Annotated in this window: 24 protein-coding genes; 7 read left to right on the top strand and 17 right to left on the bottom strand. The window is 51.9% G+C overall.

All coding sequences use genetic code 11. The features are described from left to right. Positions 1-3: 3 nt before the first annotated feature. From BLR64_RS11500 to BLR64_RS11490, 3 genes are all read right to left on the bottom strand, one after another. Positions 4-1,170 (bottom strand): small-conductance mechanosensitive channel, encoded by a 1,167-nt coding sequence (locus BLR64_RS11500; RefSeq protein ID WP_244157678.1) that lies wholly within the window; start codon positions 1,168-1,170, stop codon positions 4-6. Positions 1,171-1,269: 99 nt separating this feature from the next. Further along, entirely contained in the window at positions 1,270-1,722 is a 453-nt protein-coding gene (locus tag BLR64_RS11495; protein WP_090714253.1) for a GNAT family N-acetyltransferase, read from the bottom strand. A gap of 76 nt (positions 1,723-1,798) precedes the next feature. Beyond that, entirely contained in the window at positions 1,799-2,611 is an 813-nt protein-coding gene (locus tag BLR64_RS11490) for a hypothetical protein (RefSeq protein WP_090714252.1), read from the bottom strand. 154 nt (positions 2,612-2,765) lie between these two features. On the opposite strand from BLR64_RS11490, the gene BLR64_RS11485 reads away from it, so the two are divergent. Together BLR64_RS11485 and BLR64_RS11480 are read left to right on the top strand one after the other, a co-directional pair. Then, a complete protein-coding gene (locus tag BLR64_RS11485) occupies positions 2,766-3,197 on the top strand; it encodes a VOC family protein (RefSeq protein WP_090714250.1) in 432 nt (143 codons plus the stop codon). A 218-nt stretch (positions 3,198-3,415) separates the two neighbouring features. Next, positions 3,416-3,820 carry a CBS domain-containing protein gene (locus tag BLR64_RS11480; protein WP_090714248.1) on the top strand — a complete coding sequence of 135 codons (405 nt, stop codon included), beginning with the start codon at positions 3,416-3,418 and terminating at the stop codon, positions 3,818-3,820. A gap of 86 nt (positions 3,821-3,906) precedes the next feature. Here the strand turns inward: BLR64_RS11480 and BLR64_RS11475 are convergent, their stop codons facing one another. From BLR64_RS11475 to map, 5 genes are all read right to left on the bottom strand, one after another. Further along, positions 3,907-4,194 (bottom strand): STAS domain-containing protein, encoded by a 288-nt coding sequence (locus BLR64_RS11475; protein WP_244157677.1) that lies wholly within the window; start codon positions 4,192-4,194, stop codon positions 3,907-3,909. After that, positions 4,187-6,196, bottom strand: coding sequence for a methyl-accepting chemotaxis protein (locus tag BLR64_RS11470; RefSeq protein ID WP_090714246.1), 2,010 nt, complete (start codon positions 6,194-6,196; stop codon positions 4,187-4,189). The genes BLR64_RS11475 and BLR64_RS11470 overlap by 8 nt, the downstream gene beginning before the upstream one ends. Positions 6,197-6,211: 15 nt before the next feature. After that, on the bottom strand, positions 6,212-6,604 hold the full coding sequence (locus tag BLR64_RS11465; protein WP_090714245.1) for an ATP-binding protein: 393 nt from the start codon (positions 6,602-6,604) through the stop codon (positions 6,212-6,214). A gap of 16 nt (positions 6,605-6,620) precedes the next feature. Next, positions 6,621-8,057, bottom strand: coding sequence for a SpoIIE family protein phosphatase (locus BLR64_RS11460; RefSeq protein WP_090714244.1), 1,437 nt, complete (start codon positions 8,055-8,057; stop codon positions 6,621-6,623). A 258-nt stretch (positions 8,058-8,315) separates the two neighbouring features. Continuing rightward, positions 8,316-9,062 carry a type I methionyl aminopeptidase gene (gene map, locus BLR64_RS11455; RefSeq protein ID WP_090714242.1) on the bottom strand — a complete coding sequence of 249 codons (747 nt, stop codon included), beginning with the start codon at positions 9,060-9,062 and terminating at the stop codon, positions 8,316-8,318. 296 nt (positions 9,063-9,358) lie between these two features. On the opposite strand from map, the gene BLR64_RS11450 reads away from it, so the two are divergent. Continuing rightward, positions 9,359-10,327: a CgeB family protein gene (locus tag BLR64_RS11450; RefSeq protein WP_167360652.1), complete on the top strand. Its 969-nt coding sequence runs from the start codon at positions 9,359-9,361 to the stop codon at positions 10,325-10,327. Between the two features lie 38 nt (positions 10,328-10,365). Then, positions 10,366-11,445 (top strand): glycosyltransferase WbsX family protein, encoded by a 1,080-nt coding sequence (locus tag BLR64_RS11445; RefSeq protein ID WP_090714240.1) that lies wholly within the window; start codon positions 10,366-10,368, stop codon positions 11,443-11,445. Between the two features lie 18 nt (positions 11,446-11,463). Here BLR64_RS11445 and BLR64_RS11440 read toward each other — a convergent pair whose 3' ends face one another. From BLR64_RS11440 to BLR64_RS11425, 4 genes are all read right to left on the bottom strand, one after another. Further along, complete coding sequence (locus BLR64_RS11440) at positions 11,464-11,871, bottom strand: hypothetical protein (RefSeq protein WP_244157683.1); 408 nt, start codon at positions 11,869-11,871, stop codon at positions 11,464-11,466. A gap of 193 nt (positions 11,872-12,064) precedes the next feature. Further along, positions 12,065-13,789: an assimilatory sulfite reductase (NADPH) hemoprotein subunit gene (gene cysI, locus BLR64_RS11435; protein ID WP_208607166.1), complete on the bottom strand. Its 1,725-nt coding sequence runs from the start codon at positions 13,787-13,789 to the stop codon at positions 12,065-12,067. Positions 13,790-13,824: 35 nt separating this feature from the next. Continuing rightward, positions 13,825-15,687 carry an assimilatory sulfite reductase (NADPH) flavoprotein subunit gene (locus tag BLR64_RS11430; RefSeq protein ID WP_090714364.1) on the bottom strand — a complete coding sequence of 621 codons (1,863 nt, stop codon included), beginning with the start codon at positions 15,685-15,687 and terminating at the stop codon, positions 13,825-13,827. A 225-nt stretch (positions 15,688-15,912) separates the two neighbouring features. Further along, the gene (locus BLR64_RS11425) at positions 15,913-17,406 is read right to left on the bottom strand and encodes an MDR family MFS transporter (protein WP_244157676.1); all 1,494 of its coding nucleotides are present in this window, start codon (positions 17,404-17,406) and stop codon (positions 15,913-15,915) included. Between the two features lie 150 nt (positions 17,407-17,556). Between BLR64_RS11425 and BLR64_RS11420 the strand changes: the two genes are divergently transcribed. After that, on the top strand, positions 17,557-18,117 hold the full coding sequence (locus BLR64_RS11420) for a PadR family transcriptional regulator (protein ID WP_090714238.1): 561 nt from the start codon (positions 17,557-17,559) through the stop codon (positions 18,115-18,117). A 96-nt stretch (positions 18,118-18,213) separates the two neighbouring features. On the opposite strand, the gene lspA is transcribed toward BLR64_RS11420, so the two are convergent. Continuing rightward, positions 18,214-18,684 (bottom strand): signal peptidase II, encoded by a 471-nt coding sequence (lspA, locus tag BLR64_RS11415; RefSeq protein WP_090714237.1) that lies wholly within the window; start codon positions 18,682-18,684, stop codon positions 18,214-18,216. 201 nt (positions 18,685-18,885) lie between these two features. On the opposite strand from lspA, the gene BLR64_RS11410 reads away from it, so the two are divergent. Next, complete coding sequence (locus BLR64_RS11410) at positions 18,886-19,572, top strand: DUF421 domain-containing protein (protein WP_090714236.1); 687 nt, start codon at positions 18,886-18,888, stop codon at positions 19,570-19,572. Positions 19,573-19,735: 163 nt separating this feature from the next. On the opposite strand, the gene BLR64_RS11405 is transcribed toward BLR64_RS11410, so the two are convergent. The 4 genes from BLR64_RS11405 to BLR64_RS11390 form a co-directional block, all read right to left on the bottom strand. Further along, positions 19,736-20,710, bottom strand: a complete 975-nt coding sequence (locus tag BLR64_RS11405; RefSeq protein WP_090714235.1) for an aldo/keto reductase — start codon at positions 20,708-20,710, stop codon at positions 19,736-19,738. 228 nt (positions 20,711-20,938) lie between these two features. Beyond that, complete coding sequence (locus tag BLR64_RS11400; RefSeq protein ID WP_167360651.1) at positions 20,939-24,184, bottom strand: ATP-binding protein; 3,246 nt, start codon at positions 24,182-24,184, stop codon at positions 20,939-20,941. Positions 24,185-24,188: 4 nt separating this feature from the next. Further along, on the bottom strand, positions 24,189-24,566 hold the full coding sequence (locus tag BLR64_RS11395) for a response regulator (RefSeq protein WP_090714233.1): 378 nt from the start codon (positions 24,564-24,566) through the stop codon (positions 24,189-24,191). A gap of 39 nt (positions 24,567-24,605) precedes the next feature. Further along, positions 24,606-26,240, bottom strand: a complete 1,635-nt coding sequence (locus tag BLR64_RS11390; protein WP_090714232.1) for a GGDEF domain-containing response regulator — start codon at positions 26,238-26,240, stop codon at positions 24,606-24,608. Positions 26,241-26,468: 228 nt separating this feature from the next. Between BLR64_RS11390 and BLR64_RS11385 the strand changes: the two genes are divergently transcribed. Then, positions 26,469-26,738 carry an ACT domain-containing protein gene (locus BLR64_RS11385; RefSeq protein WP_068726290.1) on the top strand — a complete coding sequence of 90 codons (270 nt, stop codon included), beginning with the start codon at positions 26,469-26,471 and terminating at the stop codon, positions 26,736-26,738. The last annotated feature ends 6 nt before the right edge of the window (positions 26,739-26,744 follow it).

Raw genomic sequence — 26,744 nt, 5'->3', positions numbered from 1 at the left:
CCTTTAGCGATTCTTTCCCTTTAATTCGAAATCAGCATCAAATTTGAATACGTAGGCAGCAATCAGCCACACAATCCAGCAGTTCACGCCAAAGAAGAGATATCCGTAATAGCCCAGAATCGGCATTTCAGAGAAAATGTGAATTTTGTCCAGATACGGTACGGAATACTTCCAATAATTCGGGTTGGTTGGCAAGGAATCATGGAACCATTCACTGCCGAAATTCCAAAACTCCCAGAAGAACCCGTTGCACAAGGTGGCAAGCGCAATCAGGATAATTTGTGACCAGTCACCGTTCTTAACCGGGCTGAACGGCGTCCAGTAGCCGCAGAGCGCCATTGCAGCCGAAAGCATCGGCACAAGGGCAACCCACAGCACCCAAAAGAGCAGATAAGGATAATAGCCCATACCAAACGCCAGAAATAACCCGATCACAAAATAAAGGATCAAAAGAGTTCGGGATACGTTAAATTTAGGCCCGTTGCTGTAACGCTCCTTGAATCCTTTGAAGGTGCACAGCAGCAGATACCATTCCACTATCGCCGGTAGCACGGTTGTATAAGATAATGAAAACCAGAAGACATTGCCGAAGTTGGAGAATACGTCCTCATTGGGATAATACCAGTTCTCTACTACAAAAAAGTTCAGGTATTCAAACGCAAACCAGCTGAAGCAGGAAACTACGGCCAGAAGCTGCATCAGATGAGGCTTGCGGGATAGAATTGAATTACCGCCCGTCCGCTTATATACGATCCCGTCCAGGATCAGAATGAAGGACCACCACAACGGGACAAAGGTGTAATTCTCGAGCGGCTCAAGCAGATCCAGACGTGCCCACATAAGGAACCAGCTAAGCCCAAGCACGGGTAAACTCCACCAGAACCATACGGGATAAGCCGTGCTGCCTGCCCGGGGCTGCGGTGCCGGCGGGACTTTTTTGAAGCCGAACATGCGGGGAAACACAAGCACCAGCGTTATGACAACGGCTACGATACAAGCGAGGGTGAAATACAGCAGACTGAACCCGGGATCAGCTTCTACCTTTTGCGAAGGAAATTCCCCGTAACCGGGAGGCAAGCCCTTCCACTTGGCCAGACTGCCAAGCAGCGGCAGCAAAAAAATCAAAATAAACGTTGTAATCAAGAAAAGTGTTTTCTGCCCTTTTTTCACGACCATGCCCCTCTAATATGTAGTCTAAAAGTCGAATTTTGTTGACCCGCTATCTATTCGCTACGCGTCCAGATTATTCCTGCTTATTTCCCTCGGGACCTAGAGCAAAAGTTGCATTTTTATTGACCTGATTCCATGCACTTCTTCTTCCCCGGCAAGCGGTAGGAAGCCTTGAGACTTATAGAAGCCTACAGAGTTAGGCGATGAATTGACGGTAAGCCTCTGTACTCCCAGCTGGGCGAGCCTGTCTTTTACATAACCAAGCAGTATTTTACCGACGCCGGTACCCTTCGCCTCATTACTGACGAACAGCAGGAAAATATGATTGTTATTGTTCACTTCGATTACGCCAGTGAGCATACTGCTGTTTCGGGCAATAAAAATATCATTGCCGTTGTTTAAGCGTTCCCGGATGGCCTGGGGTGTGATTCTATAAAATGTGTTAATACCTTCAGCTGAATAGTACTGCGAGATATGAGTATCAAAGGTCTCCCTGATCAAGGTATGGATAACGTATTCCTCTCCGGGAACGAGCTGAGTAATCACCAGCATTCATGCATCTCCTTTACTGTAGCTGCAGATTCAAAGAATCTCTGTCTTATGCAGAGTATATTGTATCAGAGTCCTTTCAGGGAAACATCCGCACAACCAGTCCTTCAAGCATGCGCATCTCCCATTCTTCCTCAGAGGCGAATGCCGGCCTGCACTCTTCTTCGCTGCTCTCCAGCTTGTATTTACGCAGACAATAAGCCATCTGAATACAGGCCATCACGGCGTCCCTGGCATGCAGATTGGCTTGTCCGCGGGCATCCGTTGCCGCTGCAGCAGCTGCCGGGCTGATGGTAACCTCAAATCCGCTGTCCACCTGCGCTTTGAAGCTGGCGGAAAGATCGCGGAGCGCATCCGGTGCGCTGCTCTTCAGCTTTAATGCCTTCCAGCCGTGGCCGGGATAAATTTCATACAACCGCGGAACCTCTACACGGTACGGCTGAAACGGATAGACCGCTGCTTCTCCCTGGAGATTGTGCAGCAGCCGCCGCGCCCCATAGAGCATGGCATGCATTGCAATCGGTGTAGAGGATACCGGGCTTTTGGCATCCACAGCGATGTCTGTCACCCGGAGATCCCGGCTGTTTTTGCCGCTGTGAATCTGGCCGAAACGCTGCTTGAACTGCTCTCTGCTATCCTCATAGGCTCCCTGGATGAACTTGTCCCATGAGGAATCATATTGCTGCCCGAGATAATACTCCGGAATGGAAAAGGGGAAATCTACGCCCCACGGGGCTCTGCTGTTCCTGATAAGATAGTATAAATCCAGTCTGTCCTCACAGCTAGACACCTCTTCCACGGTGAAGCTGTCACCGTCCAACCTACCCGAGGCTACGAATATTTTGCCTTCCGGGTTCTTGGCTCCGCTGAAATCACAGCCGTAAATGATCATGTCTACCACTCCCCCTTCATATTCATACTAAGCATACATCCGGCTCCTGCCAAGCCAGGTCCAGGCTGCAAAGTATATTTCTCTTTGGGCAAGGCCATGCTACAATGTGGAAATAAAGTGCTTGCCTTAATTTATCAACCAGGGAGTGAAGCCAGTGTCAGTTGATGTGTATCTGAATTTCAATGGAAACTGCCGTGAAGCTGTTGAATTCTACGCTAAAGTATTTGGTAACAGTGATCCGCAGATTATGACCTTTGGCGAAGCACCGCCGAATCCCGACTACCCGCTTCCGGAAGAAGCAAAAGCCCTGGTTATGCATGCACGACTGAACGTGGACGGCAGCAACGTCATGTTCTCCGATGTGTTCCCGGGAATGCCTTTTACACAAGGAAATAACATCAGTCTTGCGCTGGTTACACGAAACGAGGAGGATGTGAAATCCTGGTTCAATCAGCTGCAGGAAGGCGGAAGCGTAACAATGGATTTGCAGCAGACCTTTTGGAGCAAACTCTATGGCAGCCTGAAGGATAAATTCGGAATTGAATGGCAGGTTAGCCTTGAAAGTACGGAAGCAGCAGCCCAATAGGCTATACCGGCCAAACTTCGTGATTAAGAATAACAGGGATATGACATGCTTGGCAGCGGCAAGACCGTCGCCTTAGTGTAGCGTATCCTTTTTTGTTGTATGACGGAGGCTGCATATTTTTCCGGCCCTCACTCAGAATAATTAATGCGCTTACAATAGAATGTGTGGTTTAATGATTATACTGCCTGGCACTCATTCTAATGTAAAGGAGACTAGCCATGGAAATCTCTGCCTTTCTGCTGCCCAAGGATCAGGTCGCTTACATTACCTCCTCAATCTCTATGCTTGAAGCAATGGAGCAATTGGAGCAGCACTATTATTCTGCCATACCGATCATCGACCACGAGGGGAAATACGTTGGAACACTAGCTGAAGGAGACCTGCTCTGGAAGCTGAAAAATACCCCAGGACTCAGCTTCGATAACATCCGTGAGGTTAAGGTCAGCGACATCCAGCGGCATGTGCATAATGAGAGTGTCTACATCAAAGCGCAAATGGAGGATATGCTGACGCTTGCTGCAGACCAGAACTTTGTACCGGTCGTTGACAGTGAAGGCGTTTTTCTCGGTATTATCCGACGGAAGGATATTATTGAGTACTACACCAGGAATATTACAGACTAACTGTGCTAAAGGGAAACAGGGGCGCTCCAGCAGACGGTATATCGTCTGCTGGAGCACCCCTGTTTTATCTGGTACAGAGCCCGCTGCTAGATAATCTCGAATACATTCGTCAGACGGGTCAGCTCAAAAATTTTATATACATTCGGATGGAGAGACCGCAGACGGATCGTCCCGCCGTTCTCCGCACATTTTTTGTACAGGCTGACAATGACGCCAAGACCTGTACTGTCAATAAAGGTGCAATTCTTGAAATCCAGCACAAAGCTTGTCTGGCCGCTGCTTATATAGGTTTTGACTGTATCCCGGAAAGCGCTGGCCTCCTCCACCGAAAACATCGCCGGCATATCGATCGTAATCTCGTTCAAGCTACTCACCCCTTATTATGAATTTTTCAACCAGAAGCTCCAGATCGCCCGCCATCGCACTGATCTCTTCGGCTGTAGATACAAAATTGTTAACCGTTGCCGCCTGCTCCTCAGTGGCGCTGGAGACACTCTCCGTATTCTGTACAGACATTTCCGATATTGTCCCCATGGAGTCAATCAGCTTGATAATCTGGTCAGAAGTAGCTACTTCATCCCTCGTAATTTCCAATATTTCCTGTACACTTGCCGTTATCAGCTCAACCGACTCAATAATATGAATAAAAGCGTGGTCCGTTTCCTTAACGATCCGTACACCGCTCTCCACAGCAATGGAGGCTCCGCGCATCGCCTCCACGGCCTGGCCTATTCTCCCTACCATATCTGACACCAGGCTGCTGATTTCTTCCGCCTGCAGGTGTGTTTCATCTGACAACTTTCTGACTTCTCCGGCCACAACACTGAAGCCACGGCCGTGCTCTCCTGCCCTTGCCGCCTCAATCGCCGCATTCAGAGCCAGCAGATTTGTCTGCCTGGCAATAGCGTTAATCGTGCCGATAATAGCAGCTACCTTATCCGACAGCCCGCTTACAGTGAGCAGCTGCTCCTCGGTTTCCCGGGTGCTGCTGCTGATGGAATCCATGGCAACGACCGTATTCATTACCCCTGTTCTGCCGGCCTGTGCTGCCTCATTCGTGTTATTTGCATTCTGAGAAGTGGCTGAAGCCTTGCTCTGGGCAAGCTGCACCAGACTGGAGAGCTGAACCAGCACCTGGGAGGCATTCACTACAGAATGATTGTTATTCTCCGCCCCTGCAGCAATCTCCTGGGTGCTTGAGCTGATCTCTTGAATCGAGGCGCTGATTTGCTCGGAGGAAGCTGCCATTTCTTCAGACATGGAGGTGAGGACTGCCGAGCCGTGCCTTACCTTTTCAATAATGGCTTCCTGCTTGTCGATCATCGCATTAAATGATTCACTGAGGGACTGCAGCTCGTCCCGTGTATGTATTGCGGTATGTACAGTCAGGTCCCCGTTTCCGGCGAGCGACATGGCCGCCTGAAGTTTCTTGACCGGATTAATGATATTGCGGGTGGTGAAAAAGTACCCAAGCAGCAAGGCAACCAGGATAAATGATACAACCACAAGCAGTGTCGTAGTGCGGATTTCAGCTGCCGGCTTCATGTACTCACTGTAATTGGCGGTCGTCGCTACGACCCAGCTCCCTGCCGGCTCGAAGGAAACATACTTATACACGCCATCATAGGTATAGAAACCATGCGCGGTATCCCCGTTTTTCATCTGCTGCACAAGTGCGTTCAGTTCCGCATTACTGTTGCCGTCCAGATTCTCCTTCAGCACCTTGCTTCCGTCAGGGTGATAGACGATCAGGCCGGTCCGGTCCAGCATATACCCGTATCCGCTCTCGCCGACGCGAGTCTCAGCGACCGGAGCTGCAATCGTGTCGAACAGGATTGTCCCGATCAGCACACCGGTAACGTTGCCGTTCTGGCGCAGCGGCCGGGCTACTGCGACAATATTTTTATTGCTGTCTTTGGATACGAGAACTTCGCTTATTGCTTTTTCACCCGCCAGTGACTGAGCGAAATACGCACGGTCCTTCACATTCAGCTCCGGTGACTGCGAACTGCTGGTGATCAGCACCTTGCCGTCTACATCAGCGATAATGAGGGATTCCATCAGCATGGCATTGTCCTGCTGAATACCCGATATATAGGAATAGGCCGTCTGCTTGGCATTCTGCCCTGAAGGATCACCGGCGAATGCCGCCAGAGCGTCATTTCGGCTGGCGACATCCAACAGGTTCCCCGCAGCCGCCAGCTCCGTTTCAACCGCCTTGGCGGCTGAACTTGTTGTCCCTTTCAGCTCTTCTTCAATCGTCTTCTGCAGCGCGGTTGATGCCAGATTGTATGAAACCGCGCCGGATATACCCAAAGGGATGCTGATGATGAGAAATAAAAGGATGCTCATTTTAACCTTGATGCTTAATTTCACTACATTCTCTCCTTTTTAGTGAGCACATACGTTTTTGCTGATAAACATCGTATTACGGATCATCTCCACACTGTCCGAGAAGCAGCGGATCAGATATAGCCCTCTCCCTCCATCCTCCAGCAGCTCCCCGTCGCCGATTTCCTGCGGAATCTGCAGATCGCGCACTCCGTCCCCGGAGTCCTCAACCTGCAGGTTGAGCAGCCCGCCGCACAGGAGATAACGGATGATGATCGGTTTCGTACAGTCGCTGAGATTGCCATGATAGTAGGCGTTGGTCACTGCCTCCATCAGAATCAGACGGATATCAAACGCATACGACTCCAGCTCAAGATCCTGAATAATGTCCTCAATGATAACCTGATGATTCCCCAAACCGCAGAACATGACTTCCTTTTGTACAGTTTCCATATTTCACTTCCTTGGCTTACATAATATGCAGATTTAGCCATGTACAGTCATCCTGCAGCACCGATCCTGTAATCTTACCCTTCAAATAATCATATTCCCGGCAGAGCTCGTCGCCGTCAAACAGCAGCTCCATGCCGTCACTATAGAAGCAAAAGCGGTCACCGACCTGAAAAGCAATGGCCGTCTGTTCAAATTCACTGCTCCCGAACATCCCCAGAGGGGTACCCTTTACAGTAATTTTTATTCCGTCTGCGCCGCATGGCACGTACATGAACTCATTGATCCCTGCTCCCGCCGCCTTCAGAATCCCTCTGCCAAAATCAAAATGGAAGCAGCAGCCGGCAATGTAATCCTCACCCATGTGCTCCATTGCTTTGCGGTTCAAATCCTGCAGAATATCCACTGGCGCAAGCCCGCTGTGAAGGCTGTCCATAAACATTACACGCAGGGCGGAAATGCTGAGCGCTGCTGATATCCCCTTGCCTGCTACATCACCGATGATACCAAGCACCTCAGAATCACTGATTTTGTGAAAAATAAAAAAGTCTCCGCTTAGCGTATTCGCCGGTACATACAGCTTCTCCAGGACAGCCCTTCTTTCGAGGGGAAACCCTATTGCATGCCGCTGCTCCTGAAGCCGGACGGCCCGCTCAATCTCCTTTTTCTTCTGCGTAATATCACGGCATACCAGCTGCAGCGCTGCGGTCTCGTTGTAATTAACAGGAACTCCGGAAATATCCAGATCGTACACCCTATGGTCATGCCGCCTAATAAAGCGCTGCTCGATCCGGAAGCTGTCCTTGATGCCTGTCATCGCCTTCAGCTTATTGTATTCCGAACTGCTCAGAGGCTCCTCGATAAAAAAATCATCAATACTCCTGCCAAGCAGCTCGTCCTTCTGTATGCCGAACATCTTCTCTGTCCGCTGGTTGGCGAACAGAATAGTGCCGCCGCTGTATACCAGAATCGCCTCCGGGCACAGCTCAACCAGATCCCGGTAGCGCTCCTCACTCTCACGCAGGCGCTTCTCCGAGCGCACCCTTTCGCTGATATCATGGATAACTGTATAAATACAGTCCCTCCCAAGCATCCGCATCGTTCCGGTGTGAATCTCCACATCAATGTGCTGACCGGAGGCCAGCCGGTGTTGGTCATGAAAGACCTGATTCCCGTGATATTCCCCTCCGGGCAGTGCACTGGACAGAAATTTTCCGGTACCGATGCCTGCTTCCTGCTCCGCGCTCAGATCTGTGATCAGCAGCTTCCTGAAATCGCGCAGCCGATAGCCGTAGAAAGCACAGGCTGCCCGGTTGGCATCCACGATACTGCCGTCAGCCGGATCCACCATCAGGGTAATCAGATGGTTGTTCTCATAAATACACCCGTAATGATCCATACACTGGGCTGCGCTGGGCGCTGCCAGCTGATTTTTGCACTGTTTGTCTGCTGCCATGAAAGTGATCCTCTATTCCCATTTGCCTTAAATTCATCCTATTATATTCATTTTCACGCCTGATTGCCGTGAATTTCGACACATTTAGTCATGAAAACAAGAGAAACGGTTGCGCCGTCCTCAGGGAAGGGGCAACCGTTTCTGCGGGAAATATAAGAAATATTGATCGGGTAGAACATATAAATTGTTATATTGCAAAACAAACCCGGCCAGCGTCATATCATTATGACGGACTGGCCGGGTTATAACCGTTCTATATTACAGCTGGGTAAGAATGATTGTTCCCTGCGGCGTAATGGCCAGGGTATGCTCATATTGAGCAGAAAGTCCGCCGTCAATGGTCCGGGCAGTCCACCCGTCAGCATCAACCTTCGTCCGGTAGCTTCCGGTATTCAGCATCGGCTCGATGGTAAATACCATGCCTTCCTTTAAGCGCGGGCCTTTGCCGGCCGGACCGTAGGAAGGCACATCGGGCTTTTCATGCATTTCTGAGCCGATACCGTGGCCGATGAAATCACGGACTACCGAGAATCCGTTCGACTCGGCATAGGTCTGGATGGCGTGGGCCACATCCCCGACACGGTTGCCGGCCACCGCCTGCTCAATTCCTTTGAACAGCGATTCCTTGGTAGTATCGAGCAGCTTCTGCGCCTCTGCGCTAATGTTGCCTACGCCGTAGGACCAGGCCGAATCCGCCAGCCAGCCGTTCAAGTTAACGACCATATCAATCGTAACAATATCTCCGTCCTTCAGCGGCTCCTTCTTGGGGAAGCCGTGGCAGATCACATCGTTTACAGAAGCGCAGGTTGCATAAGGATAGCCGTGGTAGCCTTTTTGCTCCGGAGTGGCTCCCTGTGACAGGATGAACTTTTCGGCAAATTCGTCAATTTCCCAGGTCGTTATACCGGGCTGTATCATTCCGGCAATCTGCCGGTGGCATTCAGCCAGAATTTGGCCGGCTGCCCGCATTTTTTCGATTTCTTCCATTGTCTTCATGATAATCATCTAATCGCCTCTTCTGTACAGAACGCATTACTCACTATAATGGCTCTTGAATATGTTTTTGACACTTCTCTCTATATATTATGTAAGAAAACCGCCGAAAATCCAAATTTAATCTTGAAGCAGTTACGATCTTCGTGTTTTTTCATATCATAAGACAGTACAGCATCTGCAGAAAGGATTGTAAGAGCCTCATGACCAAGAAAAGTAGACGCCGGATCAAACACTCACCCAAAACCGTGCGCTTGGATCTTACAACCAGAAAATTTATCACAAAAACAGTTGTCCAGGCGATAAAAATGATATCCCAGAAGAACCACCGGTTAATTGAAGCCAGCCGCGATCATCCTCAGATATCAGGCTTCGTCGAACATAAGCAGATTCGTATCCTGATGGTTTCCTTCATGACTGGAGATACCTTGTGGCAAATTGAACAAATGATTGCCGAGCAGCTAAGGCTGCTGGCCAAGGAGCTGGTTGCCATCAAGGCGTTCCAGAGCTTCTCCTCAGCACTGCACCAGCTGAATCCCGACCTGCTTTTGGTTGTGGGAAATGAAGAGCCGCTCTCGGGCAGTGACCTTGATGCCATCCGGGCTGCTTCTGTCAAAAAAGCCATCTGGCTATCCGATGGCCCGGCCACCAGCGTCGCTACCGCAGAGCTGGCCCTGCTGTTTGATTATGTATTTACACAGAACAGCCTTCATATTCCCTTTTATCAACAATCCGGCTGCAAGTCGGTCTTTTATCTGCCTTTTGCCTCCAACCGGAGCCAATTCACCCCCCGGTCAGTGGATGAAGCGTACAGGTCAGACCTTTTGCTGCTTGGTGATGTCAGCACATCCGGTAAGGACTATGCCGAGAGCATTAAGCATGTATTTCCTCTCAGAAAGGTGTTTGCTTGCGGAAGCGGCTGGGAGCATTATCCTGAGCTGACGGTGCTGCAGCCGGATACCGAACTCCTACCGTATTACAATGGAGCAGAAATAATCATCCATTGGGGCAGTCTGCCGAATCGCATGTTTGACATTGCGGCTTGCGGAGCGTTCCAGCTGGCCGAGGCACATCCCAATATATATGAATATATGAAGCCCGGCGAGGATATTGTTACTTTTCATTCAGCCAAAGAGCTGCTGGAAAAGCTGCATTATTACAGTAATCATGCTGAAGCCAAGAGGGCTGTGGCCTCCCGCTCACTATGGAACAGCACCTATGATTACTCTTTTCTTCAATTGACTACAAAGCTGCTTCATATCGTATTTAACCGCTGATACAACAACATTAAGACCTGCAGCAGGAGGTATGCCACTTGAAGCTGATCGCTTATTTACTGCCCCAATTTCATCGCATTCCCGAGAATGACCGGTGGTGGGGCAAGGGATTCACGGAGTGGACCAACACCAGAAAAGCGGTTCCGCTCTATGCCGGCCACCAGCAGCCCAAAGAACCGCTTGATCATTATTACTATGATCTGACCGATGCCACTGTGAGAAATTGGCAGGCCAAGGTGGCCAGATCCTACGGAATATACGGGTTCTGTTACTATCATTACTGGTTCAAGGGGAAGACACTGCTTGAACGTCCATTCAAGGAGGTATTAGCCTCTGGCGAGCCGCAGTTTCCATTCTGCTTATCCTGGGCAAATGAATCCTGGACACGCAAATGGGACGGTGGTGAACAGGATGTATTGATTGAGCAGGATTACGGAGATGAGGCGGACTGGGAAAGCCATTTCTACGAGCTATTGGATGCGTTCCGGGACACGCGGTACATCCGTGTTGACAACAAACCCGTATTTATCATTTACAGACCGGGGAAAATTCCCCGGTGCGAAGACATGCTGAAGCTGTGGAACAAGCTGGCGGTAAGAAACGGGCTGGACGGCATTTATTTTGTCAGGACACTGGGCGGCTTTGAAATTCCCAGCCAGAGCGGATTTCAGGCAAGCGTCGAGTTCGAGCCTCATTACACCTTTGCCCATGGGGAAACACAGCGTCTGTGGCATTACATGAATATCAGCGGCCGGGAGCATCTCGTATTTGATTACGACCAGGCCTGGCTGTCGATCCTGAACCGGTCCCATCACCGTAACGGCGAAACAATTTTCCCTGGCGCATATGTCAACTGGGATAATACACCGCGGCTGGGCATCCGGGGACAGAGTGCCATCGGAGCCTCCCCGCGTAAATTCGGCTGGTACCTGACGAAACAGATTGAACGTGCTATGAAGCTGTACAGAAGCGAATTTCTGTTTATCAATGCCTGGAATGAGTGGGCTGAAGGCGCTTTTCTAGAGCCTGACCTGCAGCATCAGTTCCGTTATCTGGAGGAGGTTAAGAAGGCACTGGAGCATACGGGTGCTTTTCCAATGGCAGCTTCCAGGCTGTGAACGGGACATATTATATGCTTATGCAGGTTGAATCGCCAGGCTTGGTGTTCCGCTGCTGACATCAATAAACAGCACATAATCCAGCCCGTCGGTTCCCTTCAGCATCAGTCCCGCCTGGGAGGCTGCACCTGTAGCAAAGAATCGGATCTGCTGCAGACTGAATCCGCCAGCTGGGAGTACGGGCTGATTGCTTACCCCCACCCGGTAATTGGACCAGAGACTGCCGCCGGCGTCTACATCCGCTCCGGTTGCAAGACTATTAACTATGGATTGATTGCCGTTAATCTGCAAATCTCCCTGGATGGTTTGACTGCCATTGACGTTCAAATTCACCTGCACTGTTTCGTTTCCGTTCACATGAAGGTCCTGCTGTATAAGCTGGTTGCCGGTAACGAGCACGTTGTCAAAAGTAGGCACGGCTATCATCCTTTTCATTTGTATTACTATATTGTATGTAGCTTATAGAAGATGGATATAGTACAACCATACAAATTTTGATATTCTACAGACTGAAGACAGCTAAGAATATAAAAGAACCTGCCCTCCCGCGAAATTCAGCTTGGGAAGACAGGTTCTTTGGGTAGCCATAGTTATAGCGGGTTAACTCTATTGCTCCAGATCAGTCATGGAAGTTAAGTCCGGAGGTTACAGCAGATACGTATCCGCTGCGGATGACGAAGTCACCGAAATGCTCACCGCTGTTCCGTTCATTGGCATAGCGGTGAAGCATCGGCTCCAGCGTCTCCAGAATTTCCTGCTCGCCGATATTTTCCTTATAGAGCTTGTTCAGACGGTCGCCGCTGAAGCCGGCGCCCAAATACATGTTGTATTTACCCGGTGATTTGCCGATAAAGGAAATCTCTCCGAGTGCCGGACGGGCACAGCCGTTAGGGCAACCGGTCATCCGGATGACAATCTCCTCATCACGCAAGCCGGCTTTGTCGATAATCGGCTCCAGCTTATCGAGCAGATGCGGAAGATATCGCTCTGCTTCCGCCATTGCCAGACCGCAGGTCGGCAGCGCCACACAGGACAGCGCGCTGCGCCGCAGGGCGGAATGATGTGCACCGTCGGTCAGGCCGTATTGCTTGGCCAGCTCGGCGATCCGGCGTTTCTTCGCACTGCTTACGCCGCCGATAATCAGATTCTGGTTCGGGGTGAGCCGGAAATCGCCGGTGTGAATCTTGGCAATCTCGCGCAGTCCGGTCATCAGCAGATAGCCTTCCTGATCCTGAATCCGTCCGCTCTGGATATAGAGGGTCAGGTTCCATTTGCCGTCGTAGCCCTTTACCCAGCCGTAGCGGTCGCCGTTATGATCGAAATGGTAGGCCCGGGCCGCTTCCAGCTCCCAGCCCAGCCTGTGGTGAAGCTCTCCTCTGAACCATTCCAGCCCGTGGCGGTCAATCGTATATTTGAACCGGGCATTTTTACGGACGGAACGGTTCCCGTAATCGCGCTGAATCGTCACTGTCTTCTCGGCAACCTCAATGATCTGCTCCGGACGTGCGAAGCCGATTACCCGGCCAAGCTGCGGATAGGTATTGGTATCACCGTGTGTCATCCCCATTCCGCCTCCGACAGTCACATTGAATCCGGCCAGCTTGCCGTCTTCAAGAATCGCGATGAAGCCCAGATCCTGGGAGAAAACATCGACATCATTGGAAGGCGGAACCGCCAGGCCGATCTTGAATTTGCGCGGCAGGTAGACCGGCCCGTAAATAGGCTCTACTTCCACATCCGCCTTGCTGTCTACTACCTTTTCCCCGTCCAGCCAGATTTCGTGGTAGGCCGGAGTCCGCGGTGCGAGGTGGTCGCTGAGCTTGCGGGCCCACTCATACACCTCGGAATGTACCTCGGACTGGTACGGGTTCGGGCTGCTCATTACGTTGCGGTTGACATCTCCGCAGGCCGCCAGAGTAGTCATGAGTGTATCGTTAATGGTTTTAATTGTCTTTTTGAGGTTCCATTTAAGCACGCCGTGCATCTGAAAAGCCTGCCGGGTTGTGAGGCGGAGTGTACCGTTGCCGTACTGGTGGGCCAGCTTATCCATTACCAGCCACTGTGCTGCCGAGGCCACACCTCCCGGTGCTACTACCCGCAGCATGAACTGAAAGGCCGGCTCCAGCTTGGAGCGCTCGCGTTCTGCACGCAAATCCCGGTCATCCTGCATATAGCTGCCGTGGAATTTCAGCAACCGGTTATCATCCTCCGGCAGTCCGCCGGTAATCGGGTTCTGCAGCGTAGCTTCGAGGGCGCCGCGCAGATAGTTGCTCTCCAGCTTAATATGTTCAACATCGCTTGGGGGTCCGCCGATCGGCTTCACCGCTGATTCATTGTTTGCCACTATTGATCTTCTCCTTCCGGGGCCATCCGCTGTCCTTAATATACATCGCGCTGGTAGCGCTGTTCCTGCTGCAGGTTCTCCAGATATGCTGCCGCACCTTCAGGGCTGAGGCCGGCTTCTTCCTGGATAACGGTCAGGAGTGCCGCATGAACATCATGCGCCATGTGCTTCTCGTCGCCGCATACATACATGTGCGCGCCTTCCTGCAGCCAAGCAAACAGTTCTTTGCTGTGCTCAAGAATACGGTGCTGCACGTATACCTTCTCCTCCGTATCACGCGAGAAGGCTACATCCAGCTTGTTCAGTACGCCTTCCTTCAGCATCCGCTGCCAGTCTGTCTGGTAGAGGAAGTCGGTCACGAAATGGCGGTCGCCGTAGAACAGCCAGGTCTTGCCGCCGGCACCCTGCTCACCGCGTTCTTCAAGGAAGGAGCGGAACGGAGCAACACCGGTGCCCGGCCCGATCATGATTACAGGCACATCCGGATTCGCCGGCAGCTTGAAGTTCGGATTGCTCTGTATATACACCGGCAGCGTATCTCCAGGCTGAACCCGTTCAGCGCAATGCACCGAGCAGACGCCGTAGCGGTCACGCCCGTGTGATTCATAGCGCACCGCACGGACGGTAAAATGAACCTCTTCCGGATTCGCGTTATAGCTGCTGGAAATGGAATACAATCTTGCCGGCAGCTTGCGCAGTATGGCTACAAAGCTGCTGGCCGGAACATTCCATGGCCCGAAATCCGTAATCAGATCCAGCAGATCGCGGCCCTGGATATAGGACTTCAGCTCCTGCTGCGCTTCCGGTGCCAGCAGTGCCTGCAGACCCGGTGCCCCAGACAGCTTAGCCGCCTGTTCCAGCAATGGTTTGGTCAGTACGGTAATTTCGTAATGGCGCAGCAGCGCTTCGCGCAGTGTGCCTTCTTCACCCTTCTTATTAAAAGGAACGGTTTCGTCCGGATTCCAGCCTGCCGCAGCAATAATATCCGCTACCAGCTGAGGATGGTTCTCCGGATAGACCCCGAGGGAATCTCCAGGCTCAAAGGTCAAGCCGGAGCCGGCAAGCGACAGCTCCAGATGCCGGGTCTCGCGGTCCGAGCCGCGTCCGTTCAAATTCAGATTCTCCAGCACTTCTGCATGAAAAGGATGATTGCGGGAATAAGGGGATTGCGGCTCGTCAGCCTTCTCGGCTGCCGCTACTGCCTGGTCAGCGAGCTGCGGTGCATTCTGCGGGCCGTTCAAAGCGCCAAGCACCTGCTCGAACCAGTCTGCGACCGGCTCATCATAATCGAGATCGCAATCAATCCGCGGGCTCAGGCGCTGGCCGCCGAGCTGTTCCAGCCGCTCATCAAAGTCTTTGCCGGTCTGGCAGAAGAACTCGTAAGAGGTATCTCCCAGTGCCAGAACCGAGAAGCGCAGCGACTCCAGCTGCGGCGCTCTTTTGCTGTGAAGGAATTCATGGAAAGCCCGGGCGTTGTCCGGCGGCTCGCCTTCTCCGTGTGTGCTGACCAGAATCAGCAGGTTCTCGACCTTCTTGAGCGTATTCGGCTTGAAGGCGTTCATCGCAGATACAGTTACCTTGAAGCCCTGCTCCTCAAGCTTGCGGGACAGGCTTGCCGCCAGCCGCTGGCAGTTGCCGGTCTGCGAGCCGAACAGCACAGTCACCTCACGGGATAATGGTGGTGCAGCTGCAGCTGCGGCAGGCAATGTGCCCTGGGCGGCTGCAGCAGGCGCCGGCTGCTCACCGGCTGCCGTCGCAGCCCCGGCTCCCCGCAGGGACATGGCGGACAAATATCCGCCGAGCCAGATTTGCTGCGACTCTGTCAATGTCGGCAGCAGCCGGTTCAGAAGCTCGGCCTGACTCTCGTTAAACGGGCTGTTCGTAACTTGTAGTTGCACCAATATGGACCTCTCCTTAACGTAAAATCTTCTTCTCTTCTAACATCTTGAACTCAGGCTATCATAATTATCAGAAACGATCAACGAGTCTGATCATGACTTAAAATTGGCATTAATGTCATTTTATCCAATATAATGACGAAAAGCGGCTTAAATCAGAGTAAATCACTCCGATTTGGGCCGCTTCATTATTATTAATGATAACTTGCATTAGATAATCTGATATTACAATTTTGCTGCAGATTCCTTTTTGAGCGTTCCGGGGCCTTCAAGAAGCCCTTCAGCCTGGATATTCTCGTTTTTACGGCGGACAAGCAGCATCAGCGGGAAACCCGCCAGCACCAGGAGCGCAGCAACCACAAATACGTCATTGACGCCCATTGTAAACGATTGAAGCCCGATATCTCCGCTGCCTGCCGTCACTCCCTGACCGGCCAGTTCAGCAGCATGTACAGCCTGCCTGTTCGACAGCAGCGAGGTAAAGACTGCAATTGCGAGTGAGCTGAGCACATTACGGACCCAGTTGTTTATCGAGGTTGCATGTCCCGACCATTCTGCCGGAATTTCCTCCATGGATGCCGTGCTGCTTGGAACATTCGCCAGCCCGATTCCCAGGTTCCGTACGACCATCGCCCACAAAATGAAGTTATGGGCGATACCCACATGGAGCCTGCTCATCAGAAACAGTCCGGCAAAGATGCAGGCGATGCCGGCAGAAATCAGCTTCACCGGCCCGAAACGCGGGTAGAGCTTGCCGACCACCGGGCTGAGAAGAGCCAGCAGCACTGATGACGGGAGCAGGATCAGACCAGTTTTGAGCGTGCTGGCCCCTTCGGCCGTCTGCAAAAACAGCGGTGTCAGATAGGTGCCGGCATACATGGCTACAGTAACAATGCTGTAAATGCTGAGCATCACCGTGAACCTCCGGTTTTTCAGCACACGCAGGTTAAGCAGCGGCACCTCCGTCCTCAGCTCCCGCAGAACAAACAGGATGAGCAGTACAATTCCAAGCGCGATCATGGAAAGTGTCTTCCAGGAGGTCCATCCCCAGCTGCCGCCCTGGCTGAATGCTCCCAGCAGGGACAAGCTGCCCAATACCACCGTAAACAGTCCCGGCACATCAAAGGACTTGGGAACATTCATCCGGTAATAAGGAATCAGCAGCTGGGTCAGAATGACAGCCGCCGCTCCGACAGGCAGGTTGATCAGAAACAGCCAGTGCCAGCTGGCGAACTGGAGCAGCCAGCCGCTGAAGGTAGGTCCGATGGCCGGAGCCACCATGGCCGACAACGACCACAGGCTGACCGCAAAAGGCCGGCGCTCCTGCGGGATGACCTGAAAGATGATGGTCATCGTACAGGCCATAATCAGTCCGCTGCAGGAGCCCTGCAGCATACGGAACACGATCAGAATTGCAGGATTCCAGGCAAGTGCACACAGCAGTGAAAATACGGTAAAGCCTGATAACGCGAATGTATACAGGCGTTTATAACTGAACCGGCCGCCCAAGTATCCGGCAAGCGGGGCTGTAACGCCGGTGGCGAGCATGAAGCCGGTAACCATCCACTGCATCGTGTGCAGCCCGGTCTGGAAATGAGCCATGAGGATCGGCACAGCTATGTTTATCGTTGTAGTGCTTAATACAGAGAGAAAATTCCCGAAAAAAATGGCGGTCATCACCGGCCAGAAATGAATTTTACCTTTAACTGCAGCTTCCAAGAATGTCCCCCTCCTTATCTATATGTCTACTTTTACATATGCAACTTGACTTTATTAATGTTATAATCACAGAATAGTTATGTCAATACTGACATATAGGAGCTATTTGCAGTAATATCGGATTATCAAAGACTGGAGGACACTATAGCGATGAATACACTGTCTTACGGGCTGCTTGCGCTGCTTACGGCAAATCCGCTGACGGGCTATGAACTGACACAAGGCATCAAACCCCTGTGGAGGGCGGGGCACAGCCAGATCTATCCCCTGCTGCAAAGCATGGAGGAAAAGGGCTTCATCCGTCATGAGCGGATTGAGCAATCCGACAAACCGGATAAAAAAATATATACGATTACGGAGGAAGGCATATCCGTGCTGCAGGAATGGGTCAGGCTGCCTGCAGAACCGGCCGTCCTGCGGGATGAGCTGCATTTCAAGCTGTACAGCCTCTGGCTCACCGAGCCGGACGAAGCCAAGGCACTGCTGCAGCGGCGTATGGAGTTTAACCGCAGTGAGCTCCAGCGGTACAATCTGCTGATCAAGGCCAACGAGGCGCTCCTTGATGAGCGCGGGGAGACCCGTGAGCTGAAGGCAACCACCTTCGGGCGTTACCTGCTGCTGCAGAAGCGGGTGATGGCCATGAAAGCCTCCATCGAGTTCTGCGAGTGGGCCATCGGTGAGCTGGAGCGGAGCAGTCCGCCGCCGGGGTAGATCAAGAACAAGCCAGGCTGTAATCCCAAAAAAGGCTGTCTGTTAAGTCATCTCGTGACTTAACAGACAGCCTTTTTATTTTGAATACCCCTAGCTCTAGTTAATCTGTTTCCGCTTATGCAAGCGGCTTTTTACTTGTTCCACAATCAGGTGAAGAATGAACAGCAGCGTTCCGGCATTGATCGCGAGATCGGCCAGATTCAGGATTCCCCCGCCATCGCCGAAAATGAGAAAATCAGTAACCTGATGGTACAGCACACGGTCAATCCCGTTGCCTGCAGCCCCGCCGACCAGAAAACCGCTGGCAGCCTCGAGAAGCGGTCCCCGCAATTCTCCCTTACGCCGGTAATAGAACACTGCCGCCACAAAAATCACGGCCACAATGGCAAAATATTTGCCGTATCCCTGAAATGAGCTAAAGGCAGCGCCGCTGTTCTCGTAATAAGAAAACGTCAGATGCCCTTCCCAGAACGGTACAATCTCCCCAAGCTGCATGTTCGTCCGTACGATCCACTTGGCAGCCTGGTCTGCCGCGAATACCAGTATTGCAATCACATAAAAGAGCAAAGACCAGCGCCTCCTTTTTCTCTGCCTTATGGTTCATCTGTACCGTTTATACCTTCAGCTTAACACATGCCGGCTGCTGTTTTCATCTTTGCCGTGTTCAGCATGAGGTTCCCGGGCCAGACGAAGCAGGCCACTGTTACGAGGAAATCTGTATTGGTTAAACACTTTTAGATAGATTGACCGACTGGAGGCGGGCACCACATGGAAGAATACGGACTTATACTCATTAAACTGATTGCAGGCTTTATGGGACTATGGGTAATGACCCGGCTGCTCGGGAAAAAGGAAATCTCCGCCCTGACCCCGTTCGACTTCATTTCGGCGGTTATTCTCGGCGATCTTGTCGGGGACACCATTTATGAAAAAGAACATACCATCCCGATGCTGCTATTTACACTGGCAATCTGGACCTTGCTGTCGATTACCTTTGAAAAAATTACGCTCCACCTCCCGAAGCTGCGCAAGCCGCTGGAAGGAGAGCCGGAAATTCTGATCCGCGACGGAAGAATTGATATGGGCAAGCTGCGAAAAAACAATCTGGATTTCGAGCAGCTGCGAATGATGCTGCGGTCTAAGGATACCTTCTCTGTCAGCGAAGTCGCGTATGCCATCTATGAGACAAACGGCTCTCTGAGCATCCTCAAGAAAGCACAATATGAACCTGCGACCCGCGAGGACCTGCTCGTTCCCGTCCCTGAATCCGTCCTGCCGGTAAGCATCATTGAGGACGGGATCATACAGCGGGACACTCTCGGCAGTCTCGGGCATGACGAAGAATGGCTGGCCAAGGAGCTCCGCAAGCTGGGATATAGCGGACCACAGTCGGTCGTTTATGCCGAAATTACGGAAGAAGGCGAGCTGGCTGTCATCTCCTCGGTCTCACACTAAGCTTACGGGCGAAAGGGCGGGCTTTTGGCGGTTTCAGAAGCACTTGTGCCTCTCTATGCGCTAGAGAAACTGCCCATCCTAACTGCTTGGCGACTGCACGGCATCAACACAAAGCAGCGGCCTCCTATTTACAGGAAGCCGCTGCTTTGCTGTTCTCAACTATTTACCACGCGTAAGCCTCTGGTGCCGGACGGCCCGGACCCGGGAAAATCTCATCCAGCTTCTTCAGGGTGTCCTCATCCAGCTCGATCTCGGTAACACGCAGAGAATCCTCAAACTGCTGGATCGTTCTCGGCCCGATAATCGGGGCCGTAACCGCCGGATTAGCCAGCACCCAGGCCAGGGCAACCTGATCCTCATGCTCGCCCAGCTCTTTGCAGAGCGCGGAGAACTGCTCCAGCTTGCTGCGGTTCTGCTCCAGCTTGGCTGAACGGGCGCTGCGTACGCCGCTCTTGGCCAACGCGTTGCGGCCCAGCAGCCCTCCGGCCAGCGGACTCCACGGAATAACGCCAAGGCCCAGCTCCTGCGAAGCAGGCAGTACCTCAAGCTCCGGCGTCCGTTCCAGCAGATTGTACAGGTGCTGCTCCGAGACAAGACCGAGGAAATTGCGCGCTTTAGCCTGGGCCTGGGCAGCGGCAATATGCCAGCCGGCGAAGTTGCTGGAACCGATATAATCTATTTTTCCCTGGCCAATGGCATTCTCGAATGCGCCCCACAGCTCATCCCAGGATACATTCCGGTCCACGTGATGCATTTGGTACAGCTCGATATGATCAGTCTGCAGACGCTTCAGCGAACCGTCCAGATGACGTCTGATTTTATAGGCTGACAAGCCTGCGCCGGAATTAGGTCCGTCATGCTCATCGAACATATCGCCGTACACTTTGGTCGCCAGCACGACCTTCTCGCGCCGTCCGCCTCCCTGCTTGAACCAACGGCCGATAATTTCTTCCGTCCAGCCGCGGCGTTCCTGGCCCCCGTAAACGTTGGCTGTATCAAAAAAGTTAATTCCCGCATCCAGCGCGGCATCCATAATCCGGAAAGCATCCTTCTCTTCGGTTTCCGGGCCAAAATTCATCGTGCCGAGACAGAGCTGGCTGACCTTAAGGCCTGATTTACCCAAATAACTGTACTTCACTCGTATTTCCTCCCTTTCATCCCTTAATGGTTGTCCGCAATACATTTTCCACTATACCCCTTAGAGTCCACTATAAGGCAAGCTTTTTTATTCCCCACAAAGTGAGGCCTTCATGGAGGCTGACTCAGGTACTTTGCGGTACCCCGAAAATATAAAAAAACGGACGTTATCCAAGTATAGGATAACGTCCGTTCTGCAAGGAAACCGGAGCCTGCCGGCATTTATTTGTTACTCCTGTTCGCCTGTATGCCCGCTGTCCGGAAACAGCACTTCCCCGGTTCCCTGCCTGATGTTCACAATCTCCTGAAGGGTGCCGGTCAGCTCATTCGGCGGGTATGGCTTGGTCAGATATTTCTCCACGTTGTCCATCATGTTCTTATCCGTCTTATCCAGCGCGGAAGAAATGACTATCGGGACATGCTCCGTGCGTTCGTCGTTCTTCAGCATCCTGATCAAATCCCAGCCGTCCAGCTCCTCACCCAGCATCAGATCCACAACGATGGCTACGAACGGTGTCTTGAGCGCCTGTTCAAAAGCCTGCTGCGGATGATAATGGTGGGTTACGCGGAAGCCCTTGCCCTTCAGCTCCTCAGACAGCAGCAGGGACAGGCTGTAATCATCCTCTACAATCATTACGTTCGGCTTCTGATATTTGCCGGGACTCGGCTTCATCGGCTCGTCTTCATGACGGCTGCCCGGTGAATGCAGCACCGGGAGGCTGAACCATACGGTCGAGCCCTCGCCCTCCTCGGACTCGATGCCGATGGAGCCCTTCTGCTTCTCGATAATTTCCTTGCAGATCGCAAGGCCCAGACCGGTGCCGCCGATCCGTTTGGAGGCGCTGTTGTCAACGCGTCTGAATTTCTGGAACAGCTGTCCGATCTGGTTCTTGGGAATGCCCAGACCGTGATCCTGAATCTGCACGATAATCCGCTCCGCCTCGTTGTGCAGGGAAACCTTGATCTCACTTGCACCTGGGGAAAACTTGATCGCATTGCTAAGCAGATTGGTCATCACCTGAACGATTTTATCCCGGTCCACCTCTACCTCAGCGTTGCTGGCCTCATCCTCAAACAGGAAATTATGTGTGCCGCCAACCTTGTATTGGTCAATGACGCCCATGACAAGCTCGCTGAGATTAAGCGGCTGCTGGCAATACTGCTGAGTGCCTGACTCCATCCGCTGCAGGTCAAGAAAATCATTGATCAGATCGGTCAGCCGCTGGGCTTCGCGGTGAATGGTCTCCAGATATTTCAGCTGCTTCTCAGGCTTCATTGTCTTGGACAGCAGCAGTTCGGTGAAGCCCAGCACGCTCGACAGCGGGGTACGCAGCTCATGGCTGACTGTGCTGACCAGCTCAGACTTCATCAGATCAAGCTCGTATTCACGGGTGATGTCACGGTGGACGAACAGTGTCCCGAAGCGCGTCTCCCGGCGGAACACCGGTATGGCATACATATCCACATGCTTCAGTGGATCTTTACCGATGGAATACTTCATGGAGCTGGAATCAATAAAATGCTCGGACATTGCCTTTTGGTAGAACTGCCCCAGCTCCTCCGATTCATTGGCCATCCGTGTGAAGTGCCCGCTCCAGCCCTCCAGCGGGATCAGATCGCCTTCAGACCATTCATGATAGTCAAACAACTGCGCAAGTGCCTGGTTCATCTGCAGCATGCCGCCGTCCATCTGGACAAACTGGATCCCCTCGTTGACATTATTGACAATATCGCGGTTCAGTCTGCGGCCGTGCTCAATTTCCTCATACATGAACAGCCGCTCGATGGCCAGGCCCACCCGGTTCATCATGCCCTGAATTTCATTTACCTCCTCATCGTTGAAAGAATACCCGATCCGGGTGCCACAGAATACCGCAATCACCTCGTTCTCGGCATTTACAACGGTGGAGTAAAAATCGTAGGAGAGCACCGGCTCAGGAGCGATTCCCTGCTCCCGAATCGTAGCCGGCCGTCTGGTTATATAGGATTTCTCTGTCTGCATCCGGTAGAGCATGTCGCCGCCCTCACTCCCCAGATAACGGTCAACATTCTCCTGGGGAACTCCCCTGACTACGGTAATCTGGTCCTTTACCAGGAAGAATACACTGGAGTCAAAGGCATACTGGCGGTTCATGAACTCGATAAATTTCTCGGCAAATTCCTGTTTATCAAGTGTATAGGTGATGTCATGATTCAGCTGATTGCTGCGCTCCAGCATGATTTTGGTCTGCTCCGTTTTTTGGAGCGTCTCCGCCAGCTTCTGCTGGACATTTTTCATGGAGGTAATATTGTTGGCTATCAGAATGTACTGGTAGACCTGCCCTTCATCATTCAGATAAGGCATAATGGTCATGTGCAGCCAGACCGGTGCACCGTTCTTCATGCCCAGCTGAACCTCATCGCTCCATACGCCGCCTGTACTCAGCTTGCCGACAATCTGCTGCATCCGGGCAGCTTCCATATTCTTCAGATCAAGCAACCGGAAGGTAAAACCGATCAGCTCATGGTTTTTGTAGCCCGTATATTCACTCATATTCGCATTAGCATACGTAAAAACCCCTTTAGGTGAGAGGATCGCCACAGCGGACGACTGATCCAGCGCCTTCATCATGCTCTCGATCTCGCCGAGCGAGCGTTCCAGCCTGAACTGCTGGTCCTGAAGCTCGTCCTGCTGGGCAAGAAGCTCCTCATTTTGCATCATGAGCTCTTCCTCTTTATCCTGAATGCTGTGAGCCATATTAAGGAAGGCCTCATAGAGCCGGCCGATCTCATCCTGCTTATGAAGCTTGCCGATCATTACCGCTTCTCCGGCAGCAAGCGAATTGGTAGCCCCCTCCAGCCTGACAATCGGATCAATAAGGATTTTGAGAATCCGCCAGATCATCAGTGTGAACAGCAGCAGCAGTAGCGTACAGAGGCCGAAGGCGAGCAGCGTGAATTCGTTGGCCCGCTTCAGGGAAAGATCGACCATATCACTCAGCAGCTTGTCAGAGCGCATGTTGTACTGCTTGGTATACGCCAGAAATTCATTCACCGCCTGAGTATTGCCTTCAGCTGCCAGCGCACGCAGGCTTGTATAATCATCCTGCTCGACGAAGCCGATCGCCTTGGGCAGGGTCACATTCTGGTACTGGTCAACAAACGTGGACAGATGCTCCTTAAAGCTGGCTTCTTCAGGGGAAAGCTTCAGCGCGGAATAATTCTCAAGCACGTCTCTGAGCTTATCCAGCGATTCGTAAGCCTGCTTAAGCTCATTGCTGTTTTTAAGGAGACTGTAACCTCTGACCCGGAAAAATACATCGTTCAGCGTAACCGCCATTTCATTAATGGTATCCGCCTTGTTCTGCAGTACCTCCTGGTTATGGTTCATGCGTGTCTGTTCGGCATGTATATAAATAAAAAGGCCAATTCCCGTCAGAAGAACCACTGTAATCAGACTAGCAATGATGTGGAAATATTTCTTTTTGATACTCATGTTACTAATGCTTCTTCTGATCACCCAGAATCCCCTCCACAATCTGCAGAAGCTCCATCGGGCTGAACGGCTTAGGCATGAAATAGCGGGCACCCGCATCTCTCGCCCTGCTCCGGTCACCCTCCTGCGCCTTGGCAGTCAGCATCAGAATCGGGGTAGCCGCCTTCACCTCTTCACTCAGCAGGCCCAGCACCTCGATCCCGGTCAGCTCGGGCATCATGTAATCCAGGATGACCAGATCGAATGCGTTCATGGACAGCTTGGTCATCGCCTCACGCCCGTTCTCGGCTGTGTGAAGCTCAACCTCCTCAAGATCCTCAAGCGTGTCCTCAATCAGCATGCGCAAAACATCTTCATCATCGACAATTAGTACCTTTTGCATCTTTCTCTCACCTTTCAAATTGCACAGCCGCTGCTTTGCTTAAAATAAAAATCTGTGCACCAGCCGCTCGACCCGCATCAGCAGTTCCGGCAGGTGGAACGGCTTGATGATATAATCATCCGCCCCCATCTGCAGCGCATGGATAATATCCTGCTGATCATTGCGGCCTGTAAGCATGACCACAAGGAGGTTTTCCTCCGGATAGCTGCTGCGGAGCTGCTCCAGCACCTCCAGCCCGTCCAGCTCCGGCATGATGCCGTCCAGCAGGACAATATATTTATCATCGGCAGAATACCAGCCGGATTGTAGAAATTTCACTCCGCTTTCGTAGCCGCTTACCTCAACCCTGGAGATATTCGCGGGTTTCCAGTCCATGAACTGCTTGACAACAATTTTGCGGATCAGCGCATCATCATCAACCATAATGACCTTCAGTACCTTCTCTGCCTTGCCAACCGGCAAGTAATCATCATACAGGGTTGTCTGGTTTCTTCCCGCATGTTTGCTGGCATAAAGTGCCTGGTCCGCATCCTCGATCAGCTCCTCCGGATTATCCCGGGAAGCCCGGATCTCTGTAATTCCGCCCGAGAAGGTGACATGGAACAGCTCATGCTTGGCCTGAAACTCCATGTCAGCGAACTGCCTCTGGATCCGTTCTATTACTGTAAGCGCGGAAGCGGCCGGTGTATTAGGCATAAACAGCGCAAACTCCTCCCCGCCATAGCGGCAGAAGGTGTCCTCCACCCGGATAGAGCCCCGTACCAGCTCGGAAAAAGTCTGAAGCACCTCGTCCCCTACCAAATGGCCGTACGTATCATTAATCTGCTTGAAATGATCCAGATCAAGCAGGGCCAGGGAAAAGGTCCGCTCCGTCCGCCGGAAGTCAGATACCAGCTGCTTCATCGTCTGATTAAAGAACTTGCGGTTATAGGCGCCGGTCAGCTCATCTATAATAATCGACTTCTGCCACTCCTTTTTCAGCTCAAAGCGGTTCTTGATCAGCATCAGGAACAGGTCGATGTCCACAGGCTTAGATACATAATCCATCACACCCAATGAATAAGCGTACAACTGGATGTCCTTGGAATGCTCGCCGCTTATGATAATGATCGGAATCCTTTCTTGTGTAGCCTTGCCGATTATCTGGTGCAGCACATCTATTCCGCTCTGGTCCGGCAGCAGAATGTCCAGCAGAATCATATCCGGCCGGCTCTCATAGAACAGCTTGAGCCCGCGCTCGGCGGACATTGCTATATTCACATAGTAAGAATGACGTTCCAGGGATTCTCTTAAAAAGGCAACAAGCTCCACATCGTCCTCTATCAGCAGAATTTCGTACTTCTGCTGGCTTTCGCCGTTAGAAAGGCTAATGTCATGAACGGGATCCGGCACCGCTCCGGCTGAATCGTCTCCGCCGAACAGGCCGAGCAAAGGATATAAAACCTCGCGCCATTCCGCCTCGAGCCAGACTTTATCACTGTGATCCGAAAAATACAGCAGCGCGCTGCCCGCAAACCTCTCTACCCGGTCCAAACCGACCGTACCTGCGGTTCCCTTCAGATTATGCAAAAAACGGTAAATCTCCCGCTCCCCGACTGACTGCTGCCCCGACCACGTTTCCAGAGTCTGCCTCGTCCGCTGCTCCACCAGCTCTTTATATTTTCTCGTTGTCATGATTACTCCTTTGAACGTACTGTCGAACTGTCAAACTATCAGTCCATCATTTTTTTCATATACTGTCAACACTATTCTAAAGAATATCAGCGTCAAGATCAAAAATGTAATCAAACCGACAAAAAACCTTTGGTTGATGCGTGCGCCGGCTTTTGTGATAATAATAAAAACGGTTCATCCCGTTAAAGCGGCGATGAATAGACTAGTATACAATAGGAGGCTTTTTCATTGAAGGGAATTATTACTGTACTGGGAAAAGACAAAGTAGGAATTATCGCCAGAGTCTGTACCTACCTTGCTGAACACAATCTGAACATTCTGGACATTTCCCAGACGATTGTTCAGGACTATTTTAACATGATGATGATTGTTGACATTTCCGCGCCGAGCAAGTCTTTTGAGGAGATCGTCCTTGACCTGCAGCAGGTTGGTGAGGATATCGGTGTGGAGATCAAGCTCCAGCATGAGGATATCTTCAACATTATGCACCGCATCTAGCAGCCA

It is taken from the genome of Paenibacillus typhae, from assembly GCF_900099765.1.
Classification (GTDB): Bacteria; Bacillota; Bacilli; order Paenibacillales; family Paenibacillaceae; genus Paenibacillus_AQ; species Paenibacillus_AQ typhae.
The sequence above is the reverse complement of the archived record's forward strand: the minus strand, read 5'-3'. Positions and strand labels throughout refer to the sequence as shown.